Origin of the sequence: Leptospira inadai serovar Lyme str. 10 (assembly GCF_000243675.2) — a bacterium.
GTDB classification, from domain to species: Bacteria; Spirochaetota; Leptospiria; order Leptospirales; family Leptospiraceae; genus Leptospira_B; species Leptospira_B inadai.
On the sequence record NZ_AHMM02000017.1, the window covers coordinates 61,657 to 83,673 of the forward strand.

Sequence of the window (22,017 nt, forward strand, 5' to 3'; positions counted from 1 at the left end):
TCGGTCATCTTTTTTGGAAAATTGAATGAAGCGAATCCCGCCAAATCTTAAAATCATCGGCTTTTATTCCGCGGTAATCTTTTCACTTTTAACGATATTTCGAATCGTTCTTTTTTTACTCTATTTCGGTAAGATCGATAACTCACCTTGGGGAGAAGTATTACTTTCGTTTTTGATCGGAGTCCGCTTCGATCTTTCGGTAACTGCGATCACCGTAGGTCCCTTTTGGCTTCTTTCCGGTTTTTATTTCGGCAATCGTTGGAAATTCTATCGTTATATCTGGGGCATTCCCCCGATTATCCTGGTCCTATGGATGTTCGGACATCTGATCGGTGATACGATTTATTATGGGGAAGCGAATAAGCATCTAGGCTACGAGGGTTTCGTATTTTTAGGCAAAGATTTTTTCGTAATTCTTACCGCAGCGTTGCAAAACACGCCGGCATTAGTCGTAAGCGGCCTCCTTATAATTTTTTTCGGACTCCCTTTATTCATCTGGTCGTTCGTAAAATGGAACGGTTACCGATTCTCCGCAGAGAATAAGAAAGCGGAACTGATTCAGATCCCGATTTCGATTTTGGTCGTGTTTTTGCTGTTTCGGGGAGGTATCCAATCCCGGCCGTTACGTTCGACCGAGGCGATTCATTCGCAAAACGGATTCTTAAATAACCTCCCCCTGAACGGAGTGTTTACCACTTTGATGGACCTAAAGTCCACGGCGATCTCTCCGAACCTAAGACTCTCCCATTCCGAATCCCTCGCGATCGTTAAAAAAGAAATCGATTATCCGGGAGCGAATTTCACCGACGATCGATATCCGATTTTACGGGAAACGAAGGAAACGAGACAGGGAACTCCTCCGAACATAGTGATTATTCTGCTCGAAAGTTGGACGGGAAAATTTATCCGCCCAAACGGGACCGGTCTCGTCGGAGGGAAGGAATTGACTCCTAATTTTAATTCCCTAATTTCGAAGGGCAAATATTTCCCTCATTTCTTCGCCACGGGAGGAAGGACGACTAACGGTCTTTTGTCCGTTCTCACCGGCATTCCGGACAGGCCCGGAATTACCGTCATTCGCACGCATCAGGTTCTAGGTAATTTCGGAGGACTTGGAACCGTATTGAAGCAAGCGGGTTATAATACGTTATTCGTGCATGGCGGCGATATCGGCTTCGATAACATGAGTTTTCTGTTTCCGCATTGGGGCTTTGAATCCATTGTCGGACGGGAAGAAATGCGGCAGAAAAACGAATATACCTCCGGTGCTTGGGGATACTTCGACGAAGACGTTTTGGATGAACTTCAAAAAAGAATGTCGGTAACCAAACCCCCTTTCCTCGCGGTATCTCTCACATTGACCACTCACTATCCGTACGAAGTGCCGGAGAAGGAATTCGAGATTTTTCCGAATTCGGTTCAGGACTACGATTATTTTAACACCTATCATTATTCCGACTGGGCGCTCGGTAAATTTATCGAGAAAGTACGCAAATCTCCCTACTTCGACAATACGATATTCGTTTTCGTGGCCGACCACACGCATCATAGAAATCTAAATCCGTATGAGGACAGAAATATTCCGTTGCTTCTGTATTCTCCTAAACTCGTGAAACCCGGAATCGACAATCGAATTTCCTCCCAGTTAGACGTACTGCCGACCATATTGGGATTGGTCGGGAAAAAACTAAAATTCTCGGCCATGGGCCGGGATCTACTTTCGGATCAGGAACAAGGAAGGGCGTATTTTGCCTTCTCGAGCGTGATCGGTTGGATCGAGAGAGGTCTATCTTTCTATCGATTCACCGACGGGGACGTAAGAGACGCGACTCCGTTCCCGCCCGAAAAGAAAACGAATTTCTGCGAATCGTCCCGATCCATTTGCGATGAATACGAAACGAAAGCGAAAGCGTTCTTTAATTTGAGCTACGAACTTTTGAATTCGAACTCGATTTATCCGCCTAAGGAAAAATAGGCAAAAACGAGTCTAAATTTTCTGATCCTTAGCTTTCCGAAAATTTCATCGGATGTACTTAGGTAGAAATTCCGGTTTTCTAACGGAAAAAGAACCGATCTTTAAAATACGAACTTTCAGGTATATAGGAATGGTATTTTCAAAACATTTTAAATTGGATCATCGACAAGAACTCGGCCCCGATACTCCTCCGTTTCTAGTCGCGGAAATCGGGCTCAATCACAACGCGGATTCGGAGATCGGAAAAAGATCCATAGAGGCCGCCAAAAAATCGGGCGCGAATGCGGTGAAATTTCAAAGCTATCGCACGCAGGACTTCCTAGACGTTTCCAATCCCAAAGCGAAAGTCTTGGTGGATATTTTCAAACAGTACGAACTTTCCGAAACTCTGCATCGGGAATTCAAAAAAACCGCGGAAGACGAGGGATTATTTTTCTTTTCCACGCCATTGGATTCTAAAAGCGTCGATCTGTTGGTATCTCTCGGTGTCGCCGCGCTAAAAATCGCAAGCGGGGACATCGTAAATAAGAAACTACTGGAAAAATGCGCCTCCACGAAGCTCCCGATTTTTCTCTCAACGGGTGCGGCCGAGGGATTCGAAGTGTTGCGCGCCTTGGAATTTTTAGAACAACAAGGAGTAAAGGATCTATTACTCTTTCATTGCGTATCCCTTTATCCCACCCCGCCTGAAAAGACGAATTTGAGAACATTATCTTATTACCGACATCTATTCCCGGGGCCGTTGGGGTTTTCGGACCATACCGGAGGGACGTTGGCCGGAGCGTTAGCGGTCAGCATGGGCGCAACTGCATTAGAAAAGCATTTTACACTGGATAAAAGTCTCCCTGGTCCCGACCATACTATCTCGGTAGATCCTGTGGAATTTTCCACGTACGCAAAAAACGCTCGGCTGGCATTCGAAATGAGAGGCGAAAGAAAAAAAATCGTTCAGCCGGAAGAGAAAGCGGGACGATTTTTCGGACGCCGATCCTTGTATCTCGGGGAGGACGGAAATCCTATCGCGCTACGACCCGATTTGAGCCAGGAAAACGCGACCTACCTTGATTCATGGAAAATCGAAGAAGCCGATTCATTGCTTTCGGATGGAGCGGCGATAAATCCCGGAGACGCGTTCAAAGCCAAAGCATGAAGCGGATAGTTTATTATTTCCTGATATTCTTATTCTCTTTTCGGATTGATGCCGCTCCTAAAACGTTCGGCTCGTTAGGCTCCGAAATAGATTACCTGGATTTCGGAAGATTGTTGGTTGCCCCGTTTTCTTATTCGGTTTCTTCGATCTTTCATGAAGAGTACGGGGCATTCAATCTTTTCGATTCGGACCCGAAGACCCATTGGTATTCCTCGTCCGGACCGCATCCTGAATGGATAACCGTCGATTTCGGATCCAAACGACTCATCAATGGGATCGAATTAGTCGTCCCCGTCTTTCGAGGTAAACGCTCCGTGGACGAGTATGAAATTCAAGTATTGTATCAGGAAACGTGGAAAACGATTTTCAGAAACGAGCGAGTGGAGTTAATAAACACTCATCGCATTCCTCCGATGGACGCCTCCCTGGTTCGAATTTATTTTCCGAAGAAAGAAGACAAAAGCATCGTAATCAGCGAATTCAAAATTCTACTAAACGATATTCCTTTAAACGAGGTGCCGCGGCGACTGACCGGTTATATGTATCCGATTCCGGAAGGATTGCTCCCCCCTAAGGAAGCCCAGCTACCGGGCGCGCCTAGAGAATATAGAAATGGGATCCACAAAGGTTTGGATATTTATTTCAAAAAGGAAAAAGACGGAACCCCGAGGAGACTTACCTTTTCCGATTCTCTAATATCTCCGGGGGACGGGATCATCGTGCGTGCCGATTTGAATTACGTCCCTATGACCGTACCCGAATTTCAGTATCATTCCTCTCAGGCCCAAAAAAACGGAGTCACTTATGTAGAGAGGGATTTCGGAGGAAGGCAGGTTTGGATCGATCATGGAAACGGAGTGATGTCCTCATTCAATCATTTATCCTCGATTAAAAAAGGACTCGAGATCGGCTCTAAAGTGAAGGCAGGTGAAGAAATCGGCACTGCCGGGAACTCCGGCTTAATCGGGGAAGCGAAACAATCCGACGAAAATATTCACTTACATTTCGAGATCTGGGTAGACGGAGAATATCTGGGAGCCGGCATTTCCGGGCCGCAAATGAGGAAATTACTCCAATTCTTCTTTTCACGTTCCGACTTTCTCGTAAAATAGATCCGAAATAGAATTACGAACTAAGATTTTCTTAAGCGGCGTAAAAATTCCGTCTCGATAACCGGACCGTTATTAATCGTTTTCTTATATAGAAAATTGCGTAAATGAACGGCTTCTTCCTCGGTCAGTTCCCAGCCTTCGACTTCCCTTCTCACGCGAGGAATCAGATGAGAGAGAACTATCGCTACCGTTACGGAGAGATTGTAACTTTCGGTAAATCCGAACATCGGTAATCGTAGGTGAAGATCTGCCTGGGATAAGGCGATTGCAGAAAGACCGATTTCTTCGGCTCCGAATAACACCGCCGTCGGTCGATCCAAGGGCAGGCTCTCAAGCGAATGAAAGGTTTCCCCGTCCCCCCAGGGCGATGTCGCGACGATTCTATATCCCGATTCTTTCAGATGACGGAGACAAAACCTCGTATTGTCCTCGCCCATCGATTGATAACGATGGATTCTCAACCATTTTTGAGCTCCCTTGGCTACTCCCGCATTCGGTCTATATGAATTCCGATTTTCAACCGCATACACGTCGCTTAAACCGAGACATTCGGAGGTTCTCAGCGTTGCACTAGCATTAAAAGGTTGGAATATATCCTCCAATACAATTGTTAAGTACTTTGTGCGAAACGAGAGAACTTCCTCGATTTTTCGGCGTCGAGACTCGGATAACATCTCCGCGAAGTATCGATTGAGGGCTCGCGCCTCCATCAGATTAGGAACTTCCTCGAATTCAATCATTGGCCGCATATTCTCAACATATGCAAGAAAGATCTAAACGGACAAGTCCATCGCGAACTAGGGAAAGGAAAACAATACTATACATCTAGAACGTAAGAAAAAAAATTCTAAAGTTTTTTTAAAAAGGGATTGTACTTTGTTTCCGAAAATCTATTATGTCCCCTATCTTGTCGGTGGTGAAGAAATATGCCCGAGCAATTGCAAAAGATTCTAAATAATATTAAGGAGTTTGTCGGCTCCTTGGATATGACCAAGAAACTGATTCTGGGTGGTGTCGCCTTAACGGTTTTAATAGCCGTCGGACTTTTAGCGACCGTCTCTTCCCAAAAGAATAGGATCATTTTATTCAAGGACATGACGTCCAAGGATTTTGCGGAAATCACTAAGAAACTGGACTCCATGGGATACCAATACGGGACCTCGGACACCAGCGTAGTCAGCGTGGATCCGGAACAAAGACAGGAAATCATCACAAAGCTTGCCCAAGAGAACCTGATTCCGGCCGGTGTTCAAGGGTGGGAATTATTCAACGTCGAGAAATTCACCGAGACTCAATTCGACAAAGATATCAAAAAATATAGGGCCTTAAAGGGAGCTATCGAGCAGTCTCTGATGACCTTACGTCCCGTCGACAAGGCATTCGTAAACATCGCGATCCCTGAGGACGAATTATTCAGTTCCAACGCTTCCCCGGTAAAAGCCTCCGTGATTTTGCATTTCATCCCGGGCGTCGACGGAATGTCAAAGAAAGAAGTAAAAGGAATCGTAAACTTAGTTTCAAGAGCTGTGCCTAAATTAAAACCGGAGAACGTCGTCGTCGCGGATGCGGACGGGAAAATCATCTCCGATTTCGAGGAAGATCTCGAAAAAGAAAGATTGGAACTCAGAGTCGTGCAAGAAAAACTGCGGATTCAGGAAGAGCAAAGGATCCAAAGATTAATCGACGTTAGAAACACTCTGCGCTGGTATCTGGGCGGAGAAGATCGCGTGGATATTACGCGTTTCGAATATATGCTCAACTGGGACAAGGAATCCTACAAGGACAATACCGTTACGCCCGTTGTGGAAAGACCCGACGATCCCAATACTCCTTATTCGGAACTGAAAATAGTCGACGGGTATAGCCTAAAAGTCTCTTCGAAAGAAACCAGCGAACAATTCAATGGAAGAGGCTTCACTCCCGACGGTCCGGCAGGAACCGAGCCTAATCTTCCGCCAGGCTACAAAGACACCGACTACCAAAAAGCGGAATATAAGAAAACCGAAAATATCAATAACTTTGAATTTAACCGTCGGGTAAGCGAAGTCCAAAAGCAACCTTGGAAAATCGAAAAAGTCAATCTTTCGGTGGTCATCGACGGGCAATGGACCAAAAAAGAAAAAGAAGACGGAACAGGGTACGATAGAACTTATATACCGGTTTCCGACGACGATCTAAGGACGATCCGCAAGAACCTAGAAGCGGCGGTCGGGATCGATAAAGCAAGAGGGGATCAAATCTCCGTCATCAGCATTCCCAAGGATAGATCGGCACAATTTGCGGCCGAAGACGAGGAGCTGAAAAAGCAAAAAGCGATCCGACAAATGGTTATCGCTTCTCTCGTAATCATTCTCTTCCTGATTCTCACCGTCCTAATCTACAGAGCGATCAAAAAAGAAATCGCAAGACGCCGCAGACTCCGCGAAGAAGAACTTGCCGCAATGCAACAAATGATGCGGGAAGCAGCGCTCCGAGTTATGGATGACGGTAGTGCGGAAGTGGAACTTTCTCTCGACGAAAAACTACGCAGAGAACTTCTGGAGAACGCAATCAACCTTTCCAAGGAAAAACCGGAAGAGGTTGCTCAGCTTCTACGTACTTGGTTATCTGAAGAGGAAGCCACCTAATGGAATCCCTGTCCGGTAATAAGAACCGGGCGGGTCGCCTCCTCCGAATTCTGGGGGAGCACCTTCCCCCGGAAGTTTTTCGTCACCTCGGTCCCAAGGATACGAGTAGACTCTTAGAGAGCTTTCATAAAAGCGGAAAGCTCGATGCCAAAGAGGAACGCGAATTATTGGGTTCTTTCCTGGAAGGGATTTCTTCCGTTCCGAAAGAAGGATTGGATAAGGACACGTTCGCCCTCATCCAAGAATTGGAATCCATTCTTAAAGACGGACTTTCAACCGAACCCGACTGGCTTAACGAGCTAAAGGAGTTTAATAAGGAGGAATTATCCAGAATCGTCGCAGGCGAGGAACCGGATCGAATCGCGCTCATTCTCTGCTTTGCGGATCCGGATGTATCCGCTCGCGTCTTGGAGGAGTTCCCGTACGAGCTTCAGGAAAACATTCTGCTCCAAATTCGAGATTTGGATTTATCCTCCGAATCCGGAAAGGATTCGCTGGAGCGATTTCTACGCTTTAAAAAAGAGGCAATAAAGCATCCTGGGATAAGCACTCCGGTAAGAGACAGAATGGGAAAACGCGCCGCGGACTTGTTGGGCAAAATGGACCCGCAAGATTCTCGGAAATTATTCACTAGGATACGCGAAAAGAACCCTGCGTTTGCCGAAAATATAAACGAACACTTCTTTCGGATGGAAGATTTTCTAGAGCTAAATCGGGAGAATCTGAATAAATTTCTTTCAGATATTCACCCGATCGTGGTCGCCGTTGCCCTTCGAGGAACCGAACCTGAAACCAGAGCGCAACTCCTAGAAAGGATGGAACCGTCTCTGGTTTCAATCGTCCGGCTAGAAGAAGATTCGATGGGACCGATTTCCCTAGCGGAGATCGAAACCGCCCAAAACGGTGTTCTTGAAATCTTCAGGGATTCCGTAGAATCGGGAAGAATCAAGTTCCGGAGAAACGTCTGAACTATGGCCAAACTCGTCTTTAAACCCATTCAAATCGCCGACATGCAGGATCAGGTCGAGCTGCAAATACCGGATAAGTATAAAAAATTTCATCGGGATGAAGACGCCGAAGAGTTCGAAGTCGATCAGGAAGGAAACATTATCGAGCAATACCAAGGTCCTTCAATCGAAGAGATCGAGGCGGAGCTAAACCGCTATAAGGAAGAAACGGAAGAAAGCATCAAGAAGATGCTGGAAGATTCCCGCCGGAAAGCCGAAGAAATCGAAGAAGAAGGCCGTAAAAAAGCTTTCCAAATGATCCAAGACTCGAAAGAGAAAATCAAGTTAGACGAGGACTCCGGGAAAGCAAAAGCGGAGCAAATCTTGGAACGGGCCAAGATGGAAGCCGAGAGGATGATCAAAGAGGCCGAAATGAAGACGGCCGAAATCGAGCATGAGGCCTACCTGAAAGGCTTTGAAGCGGGTCGCGAAGTCGGTTTCCGAAAAGGCCAAGGAGAGGTTCGAAGACTGATCGATCGTTTAGGGACTATCGTCGGGAAAGCCATCGATATTCGGGCCGAATTGATCCAGGCCTCGGAAAAGCAAATGGTCGAAATGATCCTGATCATTGCGCGTAAGATCATCAAAGACGAAATCATCGAACGTAAAGAAATCGTGTTAAATAATATCAGAGAGGCTCTCAAAAGAATCAAAGATCGGGATAGAGTGGACATTCGAGTTAACTTTGCCGATCTCGAGATCACCACCGCGCACAAGGATGAACTCATTAAACTCATGGAGTCTCTACGAAAAGTCAATATTTACGAAGATTCTCGCGTGGACAGAGGCGGAGTCATTATCGAAACCGATGTCGGTGCAATCGACGCCCGAATTTCCACGCAGCTCAAAGAAATCGAAGAAGCCATCCGAAATGCGGAGCCGATATAATCTACCATTCACGTCCAATCCCTACTCTCCTACCCGGTCTCCTTTCGAGGGGGCCGGGTACGGGGAATCTCTTCTCCGGTTTACAGAGGACAGAGGTCTGAAGACAGTAGCTGCTCGAGGTTGGAAAAGTTACAGAAGTAGAGGAAAGATCCCCTTTACACAGAAATTTTTCTCGGGAAGATGGAAACCCGGCTCATCAATGTTCTGCCTTCCGTCCTCTGTGAACCGTAGAGTAGAATTTACTTAATAAACCCCGCCCTTTTTGGGTGGGGGCCGGAGCGAAGCGGTGGAAAAATCTCGTACCACAAAATTACTCCTTCGACAAGAAGTTTTTCAAAATGGAATCAGTGGGAGCTCCCACAGATCTCTGTCCCTCGGTTTCATTCTAAGTTATTTAGGCTGGATACTGTGCGACATAATTCTATTATATTCACATTATAACTTGACTTTAGAGGATTTTTTTCCTACCGTAAACCTATTCATAGGCCCGGTTCCGCTAGAATGATTGAGAAGAAATTTTACGAGAAGGTCGACGTCATCTCCAAGTATTTCCTCATCCTGGATCGAACCGAGACAATCCGTAAATCGGGTCGAGTCGTTCGAGTCGCCGGAAACGTAATCTATTCGGAGGGACCTCCCGATTCGAAGATCGGCGAAATCATGGACGTCGAAAAAGCCGGCATTGAAGGCTATCTTCAATGCGAAATCGTCGGATTCGAAAATCATGTCTACACTCTGATGCCTCTCGGCCCCGTCGAAGGAGTCTATCCGGACGCGTTCGTTTTTTCTTCCGGTCGCCGCCTTACCGTTCCCGTAGGCAAGGAACTCCTCGGGCGGGTATTAAATGGAGTCGGAAAACCGATCGATAAGAAAGGTTTAATCATCACTTCCGACGAAAAATCTCCGGAGGGCGAAAGTATCAATCCTTTAGATCGCCCGATCATTCGCGATATCTTACTAACCGGAGTCCGAGCGATCGATGGGATCTTAACGGTCGGTCGCGGACAGCGATTGGGAATTTTTTCGGGTTCAGGTGTGGGAAAATCCAGCCTTTTAGGAATGATCTCCCGCTTCACCGACGCGGACGTAAACATAATCGCCTTGGTCGGTGAGCGCGGTCGAGAAGTGAACGAATTTATAGAGAGGGACTTAGGAAAGGAAGGCCTTGCCAGATCTGTCGTCTTTGCGGCAACTTCTGATTCCCCTAAAATGGAGCAGGTTAACTGCGCCCTTCTCGCGACTTCTGTTGCGGAGTATTTCAGAGAGCAAGGACTTCATGTCAACTTAATGATGGACTCCCTTACTAGATTTGCTCATGCAAACCGGGAAATATCAGTCTCCAATCACGAGCCTCCGATAACCAGAGGATTTAGTTCCTCCGTTTTTAGTAAACTAGCCCGGTTGGTCGAGCGTTCCGGAACATCCAAAGCAGGCGGTAGCATCACCGGCTTTTATACGATTCTTACGGATACCGATGAAATGGAAGATCCGGTGGCCGACGCCGTTCGAGGTTATATAGACGGTCATATCGTCTTATCCAGAAAAATCGCCGAGCGTAACCATTACCCCGCAATCGATATCCCAGGATCTCTTTCCCGGGTAATGCAATCGATTACCGACGAAGATCATTTTATGAGGGCCGGTATGATACGTGAATTAGTTTCGATGTACAATTCGGTCGAAGAATTAATACTTCTTAACGCGTATGTTCGCGGTTCGGACGCGAAAGTAGATCTAGCGATTCGGAAGAAAGAAAAGATCGACACCTTCCTTCGGCAAAAGCTGTTCGAAAAAAGTCCGTTTCCTCAGACCTTAAGCGCACTTAGGGATATCCTAAGGGAAGAACGGGAGGAGGAGGAATTTTAATCCATGAAGAGATTTAGGTTTCGACTGGATCCGGTGCTTCGTCTTCGAAAAATTGCGGAAGATAAGAAGCTCCAAGAGTTATCCGAACTAGTAGCGGAAATCAATCTTCGTAACCTTGAAATCGAAGAGAACGAGTCCAGGATTCATAGCCTCGCTTCCACACCTTTGGAAGGGAGTTCCGGCTTACGGGAATATTCATATATGCAAACTTATATTCGCCAGCTGCTGACCCGCAATACGGAACTACTCGAAGAAATCCGTTCTTACGACGAGCCAGTATCCAAAAAAAGGGCGGAAGTGACCGAAGCCAGAAAGGATAAAAAGGTAATGGAGCTCCTCAAGGAGAAGCGATTTGCGGAATACATTAAACGTTATAAGAAAGGCGAACAAGTCGAGGCTGAAGAACTCTTCTTAGTCGGATATTTTAGGAAACAACGGGAGGCGAGGGATGGAATTCAAGAAACTGGAAGGGATCCGAAAGTATTTACCTACGATACGGGAAGCGTCGAACGGACCGGTACGGAAGATGCGGGACTTTCTGAGCTCAGAAAACTTTATGAGCGCTTTAAAAAGTGAACTACCCTTTCTGGAAGTGAAAAAAACCGCCCAGTCGGACCCGGTCGTAAGTTCGATGGTTAACCTAAGAGAGAAAATAACCGACCTTGAAACTAAAGCGGACCAATTGGAAAAAAGGATTTCCGGATCGAGATTGGATATCCGGGTTTAAGGATTATGGCAAGCCTCACCGATAAAGCACGAGCTGTTTATCTCGTTTTACTAATACTTTTTCTCTTACTCATAGGTTTTTTTGCGTTCGATTATTTCCAGATTATCGATGCGTCCGAATTCTTTCCGTTTCTAAAGAAAGAACCGGGCTTGGTCAATGCCGATGCGGAATCCCCGTCGGAATTGGAAAAACTCGAATTCCGAAAGGAGATGGAGAGGCTTGCAAAAGATAGGGATGAGATCCTGCAAAAAGAGGAAGAAATAAAGAAAGAGCGGGAACGTCTGGATGCGGAACTGGAAAAAATCGGAGAGTTAAAACGAGGACTCACGACGAAGGAAAAAGAATTAAAGTCCGCCGAAGCCGAAAAAAATAGCAGGGAAAAACTGGTCAAAGTCCTTGCCGACAAGGTTGCGAATATGCCTCCGGACAACGCGGTTCAAATGCTTACCAACTGGCCGGATAAGGATATCATCGACGTATTCATTCAAATGGATAAGGATGCCGAACAAGACGGACGCCAAACGATTACGACTTATTTACTGACTCTGTTTCCGGCGGAACGAAGAGCTACGATTACGAATAAGTGGTTATCCCGCTCCGATACGATTCGAGCGCCGGAATCTTCACCTGAATCCGAGGAATTGTAATGAACTCTAACAGAAAACCCGTGCGGATATTTTTTATATTCCTGATTCTGCTTTTGTGCACCGTTTCCCTGGCTGCGAAAGGAAAAAAGGCAAAATACGTGAGCGGAGAGGACTTAGTCAGAAATCCTTCCAAGGCGGTAGGCGAAACGGTCCGATTGTCTGGCAATGTTTCCCACGTTCTATACAAAGGAAATTCCGTACGATTCGTACTTCAATTTTCCGGCAAACCGGTCGTGTTAGATTCCGATGATTCGGGATTAATTAGCCGGGTCAACGTAGGCGCTTACGTGGAAGTATGCGGATTTTATCTAAAAAATAAAAAGTTCGAATTGGACGGTAAGCGTACAGATATGCCTTCCATAGTCGTCGAACAACCTTATTGCTCCAACTGAGCTTCGATTTTAGGTAGTTGGCAACATTCTGTCTTTTAGTTTACTTGGCTCCGGAAGTTAAAGAGAGAAACTTCTCCACTCGGAACTTTGCATTTTGTCGAATATTCGAATAAAATAAATGATAGTCGACCAGATGATAGGTATCGTCCCTGCCGATTGCCGGAAATCCTCTACTATCCGGTTCATGAACCCAAAGAATACCTTCGTTGCATTTTGCATCCGCAATCGCCGGTAAAATTCGATCGAAGCTTATCGGAAGACTGCCTAAGTTTCGTTCCTTAGTCGCGTATTTTTCATCGTTCGTCCATGTAAGAGGATTTACGCATAAGGAAGCGCGAAAGCGATCCACGAGTCGATTCGGCGTTTTCCCCCATTTATACGAATTCCAATTGATTACGCATCCCGTAGATTCCGCCGATTCGCAGGCAGGAAGTCCTACTTCTTCGGCACGAAACGGAAATCCGATCGCATAGGCTGCAATCAAATTATTCCTATAATCGGAAGATGATATGACTTCCTTCAGAAGTCGGGTAGCGTGTCTCGTCCCCTGGCTATGAGAGGCAAGGATCCACGGACGACCTTTATTCAGATTTTTTATATAATGGAGGAACGCTTTTTTGACGTCGGCGTAGGCAAAATCGATAGCCTCCGTTCCTTGCGGAGTCTCTTCCACAAAAACATAAAACGTCGCCTGTCTATAACGAGGCGCATAGATTTTACAGCAATCGTTAAACGCACTCGCCTGGGATCGAATGGGTCCCTTGTCGGTCTTACTATTTAAACCTTCATCCGCAAGATCCGCATTCCAGTATTTGCCGCCTATAATGAGCGTGGTCGGATGTATGAAAAATACGTCCGCTTTCGCTTCGGATTGTCGATCCGCAAACCCCGAATTCCTGGGCACATCATCCGCAGGGTCGATTTTATCCGGATGAGAAGCCCAATCTTTCGGATCGGAGTAATCCGGAGGAACTAATCGATTACTCATTTCGATAGTTTCTTTAGGTTTAAGTAAGAATAAGCAGGAAATTCCGCAGAACAAAACGGGCACCAAAAGGAATGAAAGAAATCGACGAAGTTTAGAATACCGGAAAACGGCCTGTAACTTTCCTAGAAATTTCATTCGCCAAAGCTACCCTGACTCCGATTTTCGGTCAAGTTCCGGAAAAGGGAAAAAGCTCCCGCGGAAAATTCGCTTCGTCAAGGCTTCGATCCGGAAAAAAGGATATGTTCCAACTTCGCGACGGTCTTTTCCAAATCGTCATTAACGATAATGTATTGAAATTCGTTTTTTCTCGCCAATTCCAATTTGCCGTTTCGAATTCGCTTAGCGATACTCTCTTCCGAATCTGTTCCGCGTCCTCTAAGTCTTTTTTCCCATTCGTCTTCGCTCGGAGGAAGAATAAAAATAGTAACGGCGATGTCTTTCAACTTTTCCTTAACGAGCGCCGCTCCCTGCACATCAAGATCCATGATAACGGAGCGATCTTCCGACAAACATTCTTCGATATACTTTCGAGGCGTTCCGTAATAAAAATCATGGACTCGGGCCCATTCTAGAAATTCACCCTCTTGAATTCCCCGTTCGAACGACTCGTTGGTCAAAAAGAAGTAAGTGACGCCTTCCCGATCTCCGGGACGCGGAGGCCGAGTCGTACATGAAATGGAAAAAGCGATCTCAGGATGCTTTTCGCGAATTCGATCGATCAGAGTGGATTTACCTCCGCCCGCTACGGAGGAAAGAACAAATAACTTCGCCGACAATTTCAGTCTTTTTCTTCCTCTTCCTCGGCGATCGAATTATCCCTGCTTTCGATTCTGCGAGTCAAGGCTTCCACTCTAAGGTTTGAAAGAACCAAATGGTTCGAGTCTGTGATTATAATGGACCGAGTCTTCTTTCCCTGGGTAGCGTCTATTAAACTATTATTACTTTTGGCTTCGTTTCGAATCCGTTTCGCGGACGCGGAGTCGGAATGAATAATGCCGACGATCTTCGAGACCATCACAATATTCCCGAAACCAACGTTCAGGACGCTGAATTGAGACATCTAAACCCTCCGGTTTCTTTCAAGTCTGAATCGTTCAATTATATCCACCTCGCCGGTAGCCAGATCCAGCGCTTCCGAAATATCCGCATGAGAGTACCCTTTTTTCAAGAGGAAAACTACTTTCTCTATCTTCGTCGTTTCGCCGGGTAAATCCTTTAAGATCGCTTCCGGAGAAATTTTTGCGATATCGGGTTTTTGCGGTTCTCGGCCGGAAATTTTCCTCTCTAAGAGTTTTCCGAAATCCTGCTCAACGGGAATCTTGTTATTTCGAATTTTCACGTTGGAAGGAGTTCCCGCATCCATCGATCCGAATCCGGTTTTATAACCGGATTGGAATTTTAAACTTCCCGTTCCTCCTAACTCCGACGGAAGTGAGCTCCCTTCTTTAAAAGGATCTCCGTCCAAAGAAATATCGAACGTCGAACTAGGATTGTAAATCGGTTGAGTGGGTCGAGTCGGAGACGGAGACGCCAATAGTTCTTCCGGATCCTTCCAGCCTAGAGCATCCTTGATTTTTTTCCCGAAATTTTTGAGAGTTCCGATCGTTCCGGAATCCTGATCCGAGAGAGCACCAGTCCCGAGGTTTTCGAGTCTAGTAGTCTTGGTCCCGGGCTTTTTGTCGGAAGTCGCGGGAACTTCTTCCGGAAGATTTTGTTTATACAAGTGTCCGACACCCGTTCCGGCTTTGGAAGTCAATACGCTACGCTTCTCTTCCAAAGGATCCTGAGATTTTTTTAATTCTTTCTGTTTCTCGCGAATCAAAGTGAGGTATTCGTCCCTAAACGCGGCCTCTGCGGATTTCGGGATCTCTTCCCAGTCGACTTTATTCGAAGAGGAAACGATTTCTTCCGAATGAATTTCCGGTTCCGGCTCGCTTTCAAATTCCGTACTAGCGCCCGCCTTCTCTACCGGATCGATAGTAACCTTTTCCACGACTCGATTCGGCAATTCTTCGACCTTTCTAAGAATGGATCGTAACGTTTCTTCCAGGGAATCCGTCTTTTGAACTAGAATCTTATATGCCTGAACTTTGGAATTCAAGAGTTCGATATGATTTTCGGCTTCGGTTTGAATTTCGTCTACGAGAGTCCGGACTTCTTCGTTGATGCGACGAATCATATGAGTACGAATCCGCTTCGTGACTTGAGCGGTGATCCCGATGTATAAACCTACACCCAGAACTATGTTTAAAAAAAATACGGCAAAGAGTTCCATCTTTCCAACCTCGGGAGAGGGTTTCCAACAACATTCCTCCGAGCGGATTTTTAGATGATCGCGTTTTTCCTAGGCTATCATATCCAATGATGAGCGGGAAGCGGTTTTGTATTCTATCTTTCTTCCGGACTTATCATAGGAGACGATTTTGTCCTTGCCGCCTTCGGGACGAGGTCCCTTAAACGAACGAATTTCCTTTTCGATCTCGCCGATCTTTTGAGTGTACGCCGTTCTCAATCTTTCTCTATACTCGGGAGAAAGCGAAAACGTTTCCGCATACATCTGCACCGCATATTTTTTATCGATATTGTACTCCCGTACCGCCTTTTCGTTTTGGGCGATTACGTTTGTCAGAGTGTGCGGATGCTCCACCATGGTCCGACGAAGGATGTCAGTAGCGGCGCCATATCCTAGCAAGGGCTCATTTAGCCTCATGGCTTCTTATTTTACCCGACTTCGATTTTTTCTCCAGTCTTTTTTCTCGGGTTCCGGGTCTTGGTATGGAACTTGCCTAATTGCGCCGTTTTCCTCGACGAAAGTCTTATGTTTGATTTCGTTTCGAGTCTTAAAGTCGGAATTACGAATTTTGATGGTTACGCCGCCGTATAAAGTCTTTTCAATACAAATCTTACCATTGGCGGCCTTATCTTCCATATAGTTTTGAAGGTTCTGGATCTCGTTTTCATATTCTCGAACTCTAGTTTCCAGTTTCTCGACTGCTTTAGCCGTCTTGGCCAATTGCTGTTCATGGTCCTGAGTAAACGAGGCCGGGTCGCTTTCTTTCCGCGCTTTCAAGGTCTTAAGACTTTTTGTAAGTTGCTCGAATTTGCCCCGGTTTTCCGTCAGCTTTTCCTCGTAGTCGGCGATCTGTTTCAAGACTTTCGGATCGGTTCCTACCACGAGTTCCGTAGGCGGATTGGCGGAAGAGCCGATTACTTTCGCGGCGATCATTTCCGCAGCTCGAATCGTTCCTCCTACAATTTGCCCCCGTTTCCCGTTCGAAACTACTTTGCCGCCGGCACTAATAAAACAGTGCAGAATCCCTTCCTGTACGATTACGTCTTTCTCCGTAATAACGGTTGCGTTCTGTATAAACTTAGCGATCACGTTTCCGCCGGTGGATTCGATGCGAGCCTCGTCACGTCCGGAAACCCCTTGCCTAATAATGATATCCCCGTCGGCTTCTACATTCGCTTTTTGTACGGTTCCATAGATCTCGATGTTCCCCGCGGCTTTGACCGAATAATTATCTTCCACATTGCCGGTAATAATAACCGAGCCCAGGAAAGTAACGTTTCCGGTTTTAATTCCCACGTCACCGTTTACCCGGTATACCGTCTCCACGGAGAGGCGACCGGCGGCGTAGACCACTTGTCCGTTCACTTCCGCAGTAAGCTTGGTTCTATCTTCGGAAAGTATAGTTCCCTTTCCTTGCTTCAGCTCGGTATCCAATCCGTCTTTGGCTGGTAGGAGTTCATTAAATAGAGTGCGACCATATTTCCCTTTTTCTGCAGGAACCTTTTCCGCCAGCAACTGGCCGACTACGACGTTCTCGATGAGGTCCATATCCTTATAGTCGACGCGGCCGGATTCGTCCTCGCGGAATACGACGTTCTTCTGAGTGCGAACACGATAGATGATCGTGGCATTTTTTCCGTTGATAGGCAGATCGCCTTCCGCAGCCGTAAAGGCTTGGTTATAGAATTCTTCCTCGAGACGACGTTGGATCTCATCTTCCTTGATGCCGTATTTAACGCCTGCATTTTTGAGATAGTTGACCACGTCACGAACCTCTAAATCTCGGCCACCGGGCTTGGGTGGAATTAAGGTTACTTTCGCCTTCATCCGATCCATAGCCACGTCCAAGATCAGCTTAGCCTCCATTCCCGGACGAGCTTTCATGTTGGAGATATAGGTCGGTTCTCCATTAGCTTCCTTTACCAACTTCCGGATCTGACCGTCATCAACCTGATCGATACCTCTAACGGATAATTTTTTAGAGACTTCCGAAAGTTCGACGGCCCTACCTTCTCCCGAGGGAGGAAAGACGGTCAGATAAACTCCATTGCGGAGTATTTGCACTAAAATATGGCCGTCCCTATCTTTCGGCTGTAGGAACTCCTTAAGATCCTTGGAGACTAATTTACCGGATCCGCCCGTAAGCTTTTGATCCAACTCGGAAAGTTCGTCCAGAAAATTGTCTTCCGGAATGATGGAGGCCCGGATATGCCAAGGTTCGGAGCCGAAGAGCTTCTTTTTCCCGCGCTTTAATACGATATAATCGATCTCGTGGTTTTTTTTCCGAAGGTGAGAAGCCGCAAGTTGAACACATTTTTCTAATGTTTCGGCAATAACTTCCACCTGCTCCTTTTGGAGCCGATCTAATTCCTTGGATTGGTCTTTTAAGAAAGAAGTTAAGGATGACATATCATTTTACCCGGAAACGTCGGCCGGCTTCGCGTCGAGCCTGGACCTTTTGCTATCATTCCGCGATCCCCTCCAAGCGTTAGACCCTTATTCCGCGAGCAATCCTAGCTATTTTTCGCTCGCATCGCCGAAGATAGAGGGAGAATTTACTTCTTAGTTATGACCGATTTCACTTTTCCCAGTTTACTTCTGAGTCTTGCGACCGCGCGAGTATGCAACTGCGAAATTCTTGATTCGGTAACTTCCAGGACTTCTCCGATCTCTTTCAATGTTAGATCTTCGTAATAGTAAAGAACGATGACTTTCTTTTCCTTATCGGGAAGAGTTTTGATGGCTTCGACGATTACGTTCTTGATTTCTTCCTTTTCGATAATCGTATCCGGATTCATGTTCATCGGAGATTCCAAAGTTTCCATAAAGGAAACTTCGTCGTTCTCATCGCCGAGAAACCATATATCGTTAAGCGAAACCAGGGAGGTACCGCTGATTTTCGTTAAAAGAGTATTAAACTCTTCTACGGAAATACCCATTTCCTTGGCAATGGCCTCATCTTCGACATGAGCACCCTCTTTATTTTCCAACATCCCGATGATCTGCTCGAGCTGTTTCGCCTTCTGGCGAATCGAACGAGGAATCCAGTCGATGGAACGCAACTCGTCAAAGATAGAGCCGCGTATCCGAGTCATTGCATAGGTTTTGAATTTAATCTGCCGATCGGGATCGAACTTCTCGATTGCATCCAGAAGTCCGAAGACTCCATAGGAAACCAAATCGTCGAACTCGACGTTCTGAGGCATCCCGATCGCGATGCGACCCGCAACGTGCTTGACCAAGGGGGAATATTTTTCTACGAGATAACTGCGTATGTTCTGGTCTTTGGTGTCCCGATAGGACTTCCACAGTTCCGTCTCATCCGTATTATTATATTTATCAAAAAGTTTGGACATAACATCGGACTGGGAAGGTCCTTCGTTTAAGAGTGTCGTGGACCAAACCGATTTGCAATAGCATTTTTTGTCGCAAAAAAGGGGAAATCAAGCAGTTTTTTGTCTCATTAGTAAATGAGAACCGATTAGACGGAAAATATGCGACCTTAGGATAAAATGCGTCCGAGTTTCGTGTAAAAAAGAAGAATCAGAAAAAAGTCGGAGGAAAATCCTTGGTGCTTATCCTTAAAAAGCTGCGTTCGGCAATCTTATTTTTCCGAACTACCGTCGTCCTTTGCAAGCATGGTTCGAATCGCTTCGGCCATAAGCTTCGGTTCATTTTTAATGGCGATATTTTCGACCATGATATGATCTCCGAATTTATCCGCTTTTTTACGGGGAATTCCTGCAGCGGTAGCCCGAATTTCATCCGGACTGGCTGGGGAATCGAAGTTTATCCCGGACATGTCGCTGTCGATTCTCTCTCCATAAAGTCCGGAATGTCCTCCTTCTCTGGCACCCCCGCTTTCGGCGGACACGTACGAGCCTCCGAGGTTCCGCAATAGCTCCAAAAACTCCGGAACTTTCATCTCAAGAACCGTATATACGCCAAACCCGAAGACGGCCATTCCGACCGTAGAAAGAAATGTGATGAAAAGGATATGACCGACGTAATTTCCCGCCAAGAATCCGCAAATTGCGCTGATCACTAAGCCCAAAAACGCAAAAAGAATTAGAAAGCCGATCTGAAGGTTCAATTGTCGTCTAAGCTTTGCTGCTTCTCACGGACATCCACGAAATTGAAGAATTTCTTAAAGAAACCGCCGATTCCGGAATCTTCCTGCGAATCCATTTCTTGATTCAGTAGGGAATAAGTGATCCGATTGAGGCAGGCAGCCGCCTTGCTTTTTGGTGAATGAATGATATACGGTTTTTGTTCCCGGATACTTTTCTCAACTTCATCATCTTGAAAGATAAAACCTAGATTTTCAACCCTGACTTCCAGGAATTGACCCGAGATATCGATGACCCGATCGGCCACCTTCTTCCCTTCGATCGCGGAGCGAACTCGATTTACGACCATTTTCAGGTTTTTGTCGCGACTCTGAGAAACGATCGCCTTAATCAAGCCGTAAGAATCGGTGATTGCGGTCGGCTCCGGAGTAGTCACCACGATGACGTCGTCCGCTGGCAGAGTTAATCCGATTACGTTGGAACTAATTCCGGCTCCGGTATCGATGATCATATAATCATAGGATTCCAGATCGGCAAAACCTTTGATTAAGTTATTCCTTTGCGTATCGTTCAGGTTCGCGAGTTGAGAGTAACCGCTCGCACCCGCAATGATATCCACGCCTTCCGGGGCTTGGATGATGATATCTTTTAAACTCTTATGTCCCTTAACAACGTGGTATAAATTGTATTTGGGAATAATCCCCAAAATAACGTTCACGTTTGCGAGACCCAGGTCCCCGTCGAAAACCAAAACTCTCTGTCCAGCCTTAGCCATCGAAATAGCGAGATTCACGGAAATCGTGCTTTTTCCGACCCCGCCTTTTCCCGAAGCTATTGCAATAATTTTGGTCATAGGTTTGGTTGAAGAAACGAGTTTAAGACTCGTATTACCCTCGGTTAATTTCCGTAGTTGGGTCGCTTGGTCCATCCTAACCTCTTCTTCGAACGTTCTTCCCGCTGGATCGATTTAACCGATCGTGGAGAAGATTTCGCCTCTGATATCTTTGATTCTTTCCGGATTTACCACGCACTCGGCAAGTAGATGCTTATCCGCTGGGATCATATCAAAAGGCACTTCCTGACCGACGCTTAGATGGGTAAAACCCTTATTTAATGTATCGGCCAGTTCCAGAAATCCACCTAAAAATTCCGCTTCGTCTAATTTGGTTAATAAAATTCTGCGGAAACCCAAAGGTTCGTAGGCCTTCATCACCGAGCGGGAATGATGATACGATGATGTAGACGATAATACAAGGATATTTTCAACGCTATCTTTTTCCCCGAACGCCGAAAGATAACCGTGCATCTTACCTAGCTGATCCATATTTCGGTGGCTATAACCTGCAGTGTCGATCAGAATCAATTCGGAACCGTCTCTAGCAAGAGTCTCCTGGAAACGTTTTAGATCCTTTACTGCATAAAATGGCATTTCCATGGTATCGGCGTACCGTTTTAGTTGCTCGATTGCGGCAATCCGATAGTTGTCGGTCGTATAGAGAGAAACGGCCTTTCCCATATGCAAATGATATTTGGCAGCCAGCTTTGCGATACTGGTGGTTTTACCGCTACCGGTCGGACCGACAAAAAAGACCACTTTTCTCTGACCACGTCCGGTACCCTTGAAAATATCGGCCTCGGCCTGCACTCTTTCGGAAAGGACTTCGATCGCCTTTTCCTGAACGGAAACTGACCTAGATCTATCCAAGGGCGACAAACGCTGCTCGACAGCCGATGCAATTTCATCCGCATACCGAGTACTCATTCCTTCTTGGATGAGTCGGTCCTTCAATCGGCCTAGATGGGAATCAGGTTCGGACTTTCTGACGTTTCTGGGTCTCGATTCGAATTCTTGCGCAAATGAGATTCCGAGTTTTTCCTCCCGATTCTGATCCTCGGATACGAGTTCCTCCGGCAAGGAGGTAACCGACGGAATCGTCCGGCGGGAACGCTCTTCCCAGGAGGGAATTTCGTCTAAGCTTTTTCGTCTTTCGACGGTTTGACTAGATTTCTGTTTTAGGAGTTCTTTTAAATCCTGAAGCTTCTTCTCCACCTTTTCGCGAGAACTTGCCTTTTCGGGAATTCCGACTTGAATCTCGATGACTTTCTTTGCCATGAGTCCCGTTCCGAAAACTCCTCCTTCCGTAAGGATTCGATGCTCGATAACGTGAGCTTCCGGTCCATACTTCATCTTCATCTGCATTAAGCAATCCTGTAGGTCTTTGCCTCTAATCTTTGCGAAATCCATACATCCTCCCTTTTTAGTAAGCTTCTATAA

General features: G+C 46.2%; 22 protein-coding genes. 11 read left to right on the top strand and 11 right to left on the bottom strand.

Annotated features, from left to right (window positions below; translation table 11 throughout):
• Window positions 1-25 precede the first annotated feature (25 nt).
• The 3 genes from LEP1GSC047_RS09575 to LEP1GSC047_RS09585 all read left to right on the top strand — a co-directional run bounded on the left by LEP1GSC047_RS09575 (window position 26) and on the right by LEP1GSC047_RS09585 (window position 4,237).
• Window positions 26-1,975, top strand: a complete 1,950-nt coding sequence (locus LEP1GSC047_RS09575; RefSeq protein ID WP_010418785.1) for an LTA synthase family protein — start codon at window positions 26-28, stop codon at window positions 1,973-1,975.
• A 130-nt stretch (window positions 1,976-2,105) separates the two neighbouring features.
• The gene (locus LEP1GSC047_RS09580; RefSeq protein ID WP_039934766.1) at window positions 2,106-3,125 is read left to right on the top strand and encodes an N-acetylneuraminate synthase family protein; all 1,020 of its coding nucleotides are present in this window, start codon (window positions 2,106-2,108) and stop codon (window positions 3,123-3,125) included.
• Window positions 3,122-4,237: a M23 family metallopeptidase gene (locus LEP1GSC047_RS09585; protein ID WP_010418780.1), complete on the top strand. Its 1,116-nt coding sequence runs from the start codon at window positions 3,122-3,124 to the stop codon at window positions 4,235-4,237. Before LEP1GSC047_RS09580 ends, LEP1GSC047_RS09585 begins: the two co-directional genes overlap by 4 nt.
• 20 nt (window positions 4,238-4,257) lie before the next feature.
• Here LEP1GSC047_RS09585 and LEP1GSC047_RS09590 read toward each other — a convergent pair whose 3' ends face one another.
• Complete coding sequence (locus LEP1GSC047_RS09590) at window positions 4,258-4,977, bottom strand: TrmH family RNA methyltransferase (RefSeq protein WP_010418777.1); 720 nt, start codon at window positions 4,975-4,977, stop codon at window positions 4,258-4,260.
• Window positions 4,978-5,163: 186 nt separating this feature from the next.
• Between LEP1GSC047_RS09590 and fliF the strand changes: the two genes are divergently transcribed.
• From fliF to LEP1GSC047_RS09625, 8 genes are all read left to right on the top strand, one after another.
• Window positions 5,164-6,864: a flagellar basal-body MS-ring/collar protein FliF gene (fliF, locus tag LEP1GSC047_RS09595; protein ID WP_010418774.1), complete on the top strand. Its 1,701-nt coding sequence runs from the start codon at window positions 5,164-5,166 to the stop codon at window positions 6,862-6,864.
• On the top strand, window positions 6,864-7,832 hold the full coding sequence (locus LEP1GSC047_RS09600) for a FliG C-terminal domain-containing protein (RefSeq protein ID WP_010418772.1): 969 nt from the start codon (window positions 6,864-6,866) through the stop codon (window positions 7,830-7,832). The genes fliF and LEP1GSC047_RS09600 overlap by 1 nt, the downstream gene beginning before the upstream one ends.
• A 3-nt stretch (window positions 7,833-7,835) precedes the next feature.
• The gene (fliH, locus tag LEP1GSC047_RS09605) at window positions 7,836-8,759 is read left to right on the top strand and encodes a flagellar assembly protein FliH (RefSeq protein WP_010418769.1); all 924 of its coding nucleotides are present in this window, start codon (window positions 7,836-7,838) and stop codon (window positions 8,757-8,759) included.
• A gap of 501 nt (window positions 8,760-9,260) precedes the next feature.
• Window positions 9,261-10,625: a FliI/YscN family ATPase gene (locus tag LEP1GSC047_RS09610; RefSeq protein WP_010418766.1), complete on the top strand. Its 1,365-nt coding sequence runs from the start codon at window positions 9,261-9,263 to the stop codon at window positions 10,623-10,625.
• A 3-nt stretch (window positions 10,626-10,628) separates the two neighbouring features.
• A complete protein-coding gene (gene fliJ / locus LEP1GSC047_RS09615; RefSeq protein WP_010418763.1) occupies window positions 10,629-11,201 on the top strand; it encodes a flagellar export protein FliJ in 573 nt (190 codons plus the stop codon).
• Window positions 11,182-11,352, top strand: a complete 171-nt coding sequence (locus LEP1GSC047_RS21635; RefSeq protein ID WP_020988708.1) for a hypothetical protein — start codon at window positions 11,182-11,184, stop codon at window positions 11,350-11,352. The genes fliJ and LEP1GSC047_RS21635 overlap by 20 nt, the downstream gene beginning before the upstream one ends.
• A 5-nt stretch (window positions 11,353-11,357) precedes the next feature.
• The gene (locus LEP1GSC047_RS09620; RefSeq protein ID WP_010418761.1) at window positions 11,358-11,999 is read left to right on the top strand and encodes a periplasmic-type flagellar collar protein FlbB; all 642 of its coding nucleotides are present in this window, start codon (window positions 11,358-11,360) and stop codon (window positions 11,997-11,999) included.
• Complete coding sequence (locus LEP1GSC047_RS09625; protein ID WP_010418758.1) at window positions 11,999-12,391, top strand: TOBE domain-containing protein; 393 nt, start codon at window positions 11,999-12,001, stop codon at window positions 12,389-12,391. The genes LEP1GSC047_RS09620 and LEP1GSC047_RS09625 overlap by 1 nt, the downstream gene beginning before the upstream one ends.
• Window positions 12,392-12,431: 40 nt before the next feature.
• Here the strand turns inward: LEP1GSC047_RS09625 and LEP1GSC047_RS09630 are convergent, their stop codons facing one another.
• The 10 genes from LEP1GSC047_RS09630 to flhF form a co-directional block, all read right to left on the bottom strand.
• On the bottom strand, window positions 12,432-13,379 hold the full coding sequence (locus LEP1GSC047_RS09630; RefSeq protein WP_238325555.1) for a DUF3089 domain-containing protein: 948 nt from the start codon (window positions 13,377-13,379) through the stop codon (window positions 12,432-12,434).
• A gap of 212 nt (window positions 13,380-13,591) precedes the next feature.
• Window positions 13,592-14,155, bottom strand: a complete 564-nt coding sequence (gene gmk / locus LEP1GSC047_RS09635; RefSeq protein ID WP_010418752.1) for a guanylate kinase — start codon at window positions 14,153-14,155, stop codon at window positions 13,592-13,594.
• 2 nt (window positions 14,156-14,157) lie between these two features.
• The gene (locus LEP1GSC047_RS09640) at window positions 14,158-14,439 is read right to left on the bottom strand and encodes a DUF370 domain-containing protein (RefSeq protein ID WP_010418751.1); all 282 of its coding nucleotides are present in this window, start codon (window positions 14,437-14,439) and stop codon (window positions 14,158-14,160) included.
• Window positions 14,440-15,654, bottom strand: a complete 1,215-nt coding sequence (locus LEP1GSC047_RS09645; RefSeq protein WP_010418749.1) for a hypothetical protein — start codon at window positions 15,652-15,654, stop codon at window positions 14,440-14,442.
• 69 nt (window positions 15,655-15,723) lie between these two features.
• Window positions 15,724-16,089, bottom strand: a complete 366-nt coding sequence (locus LEP1GSC047_RS09650; RefSeq protein ID WP_039934595.1) for a hypothetical protein — start codon at window positions 16,087-16,089, stop codon at window positions 15,724-15,726.
• Between the two features lie 6 nt (window positions 16,090-16,095).
• Entirely contained in the window at window positions 16,096-18,081 is a 1,986-nt protein-coding gene (locus LEP1GSC047_RS09655; protein ID WP_010418744.1) for a FapA family protein, read from the bottom strand.
• Between the two features lie 146 nt (window positions 18,082-18,227).
• Complete coding sequence (gene whiG / locus LEP1GSC047_RS09665; protein ID WP_010418741.1) at window positions 18,228-19,028, bottom strand: RNA polymerase sigma factor WhiG; 801 nt, start codon at window positions 19,026-19,028, stop codon at window positions 18,228-18,230.
• A gap of 248 nt (window positions 19,029-19,276) precedes the next feature.
• Window positions 19,277-19,765 carry a hypothetical protein gene (locus LEP1GSC047_RS09670; protein WP_010418738.1) on the bottom strand — a complete coding sequence of 163 codons (489 nt, stop codon included), beginning with the start codon at window positions 19,763-19,765 and terminating at the stop codon, window positions 19,277-19,279.
• On the bottom strand, window positions 19,762-20,670 hold the full coding sequence (locus LEP1GSC047_RS09675) for a MinD/ParA family protein (protein ID WP_010418736.1): 909 nt from the start codon (window positions 20,668-20,670) through the stop codon (window positions 19,762-19,764). Before LEP1GSC047_RS09675 ends, LEP1GSC047_RS09670 begins: the two co-directional genes overlap by 4 nt.
• 39 nt (window positions 20,671-20,709) lie before the next feature.
• Window positions 20,710-21,987 carry a flagellar biosynthesis GTPase FlhF gene (flhF, locus tag LEP1GSC047_RS09680; protein WP_010418732.1) on the bottom strand — a complete coding sequence of 426 codons (1,278 nt, stop codon included), beginning with the start codon at window positions 21,985-21,987 and terminating at the stop codon, window positions 20,710-20,712.
• Between the last annotated feature and the right edge of the window lie 30 nt (window positions 21,988-22,017).

What these genes read in the sequence shown, in the direction of transcription:
- LEP1GSC047_RS09575 (WP_010418785.1), top strand. Translation starts at nt 26, where the DNA reads ATGAAGCGAATCCCGCCAAATCTTAAAATCATCGGCTTTTATTCCGCG.
- LEP1GSC047_RS09580 (WP_039934766.1), top strand. Translation starts at nt 2,106, where the DNA reads ATGGTATTTTCAAAACATTTTAAATTGGATCATCGACAAGAACTCGGC.
- LEP1GSC047_RS09585 (WP_010418780.1), top strand. Translation starts at nt 3,122, where the DNA reads ATGAAGCGGATAGTTTATTATTTCCTGATATTCTTATTCTCTTTTCGG.
- LEP1GSC047_RS09590 (WP_010418777.1), bottom strand. Translation starts at nt 4,977, where the DNA reads ATGATTGAATTCGAGGAAGTTCCTAATCTGATGGAGGCGCGAGCCCTC.
- fliF (WP_010418774.1), top strand. Translation starts at nt 5,164, where the DNA reads ATGCCCGAGCAATTGCAAAAGATTCTAAATAATATTAAGGAGTTTGTC.
- LEP1GSC047_RS09600 (WP_010418772.1), top strand. Translation starts at nt 6,864, where the DNA reads ATGGAATCCCTGTCCGGTAATAAGAACCGGGCGGGTCGCCTCCTCCGA.
- fliH (WP_010418769.1), top strand. Translation starts at nt 7,836, where the DNA reads ATGGCCAAACTCGTCTTTAAACCCATTCAAATCGCCGACATGCAGGAT.
- LEP1GSC047_RS09610 (WP_010418766.1), top strand. Translation starts at nt 9,261, where the DNA reads ATGATTGAGAAGAAATTTTACGAGAAGGTCGACGTCATCTCCAAGTAT.
- fliJ (WP_010418763.1), top strand. Translation starts at nt 10,629, where the DNA reads ATGAAGAGATTTAGGTTTCGACTGGATCCGGTGCTTCGTCTTCGAAAA.
- LEP1GSC047_RS21635 (WP_020988708.1), top strand. Translation starts at nt 11,182, where the DNA reads ATGAGCGCTTTAAAAAGTGAACTACCCTTTCTGGAAGTGAAAAAAACC.
- LEP1GSC047_RS09620 (WP_010418761.1), top strand. Translation starts at nt 11,358, where the DNA reads ATGGCAAGCCTCACCGATAAAGCACGAGCTGTTTATCTCGTTTTACTA.
- LEP1GSC047_RS09625 (WP_010418758.1), top strand. Translation starts at nt 11,999, where the DNA reads ATGAACTCTAACAGAAAACCCGTGCGGATATTTTTTATATTCCTGATT.
- LEP1GSC047_RS09630 (WP_238325555.1), bottom strand. Translation starts at nt 13,379, where the DNA reads ATGAGTAATCGATTAGTTCCTCCGGATTACTCCGATCCGAAAGATTGG.
- LEP1GSC047_RS09640 (WP_010418751.1), bottom strand. Translation starts at nt 14,439, where the DNA reads ATGTCTCAATTCAGCGTCCTGAACGTTGGTTTCGGGAATATTGTGATG.
- LEP1GSC047_RS09645 (WP_010418749.1), bottom strand. Translation starts at nt 15,654, where the DNA reads ATGGAACTCTTTGCCGTATTTTTTTTAAACATAGTTCTGGGTGTAGGT.
- LEP1GSC047_RS09650 (WP_039934595.1), bottom strand. Translation starts at nt 16,089, where the DNA reads ATGAGGCTAAATGAGCCCTTGCTAGGATATGGCGCCGCTACTGACATC.
- LEP1GSC047_RS09655 (WP_010418744.1), bottom strand. Translation starts at nt 18,081, where the DNA reads ATGTCATCCTTAACTTCTTTCTTAAAAGACCAATCCAAGGAATTAGAT.
- whiG (WP_010418741.1), bottom strand. Translation starts at nt 19,028, where the DNA reads ATGTCCAAACTTTTTGATAAATATAATAATACGGATGAGACGGAACTG.
- LEP1GSC047_RS09675 (WP_010418736.1), bottom strand. Translation starts at nt 20,670, where the DNA reads ATGGACCAAGCGACCCAACTACGGAAATTAACCGAGGGTAATACGAGT.
- flhF (WP_010418732.1), bottom strand. Translation starts at nt 21,987, where the DNA reads ATGGATTTCGCAAAGATTAGAGGCAAAGACCTACAGGATTGCTTAATG.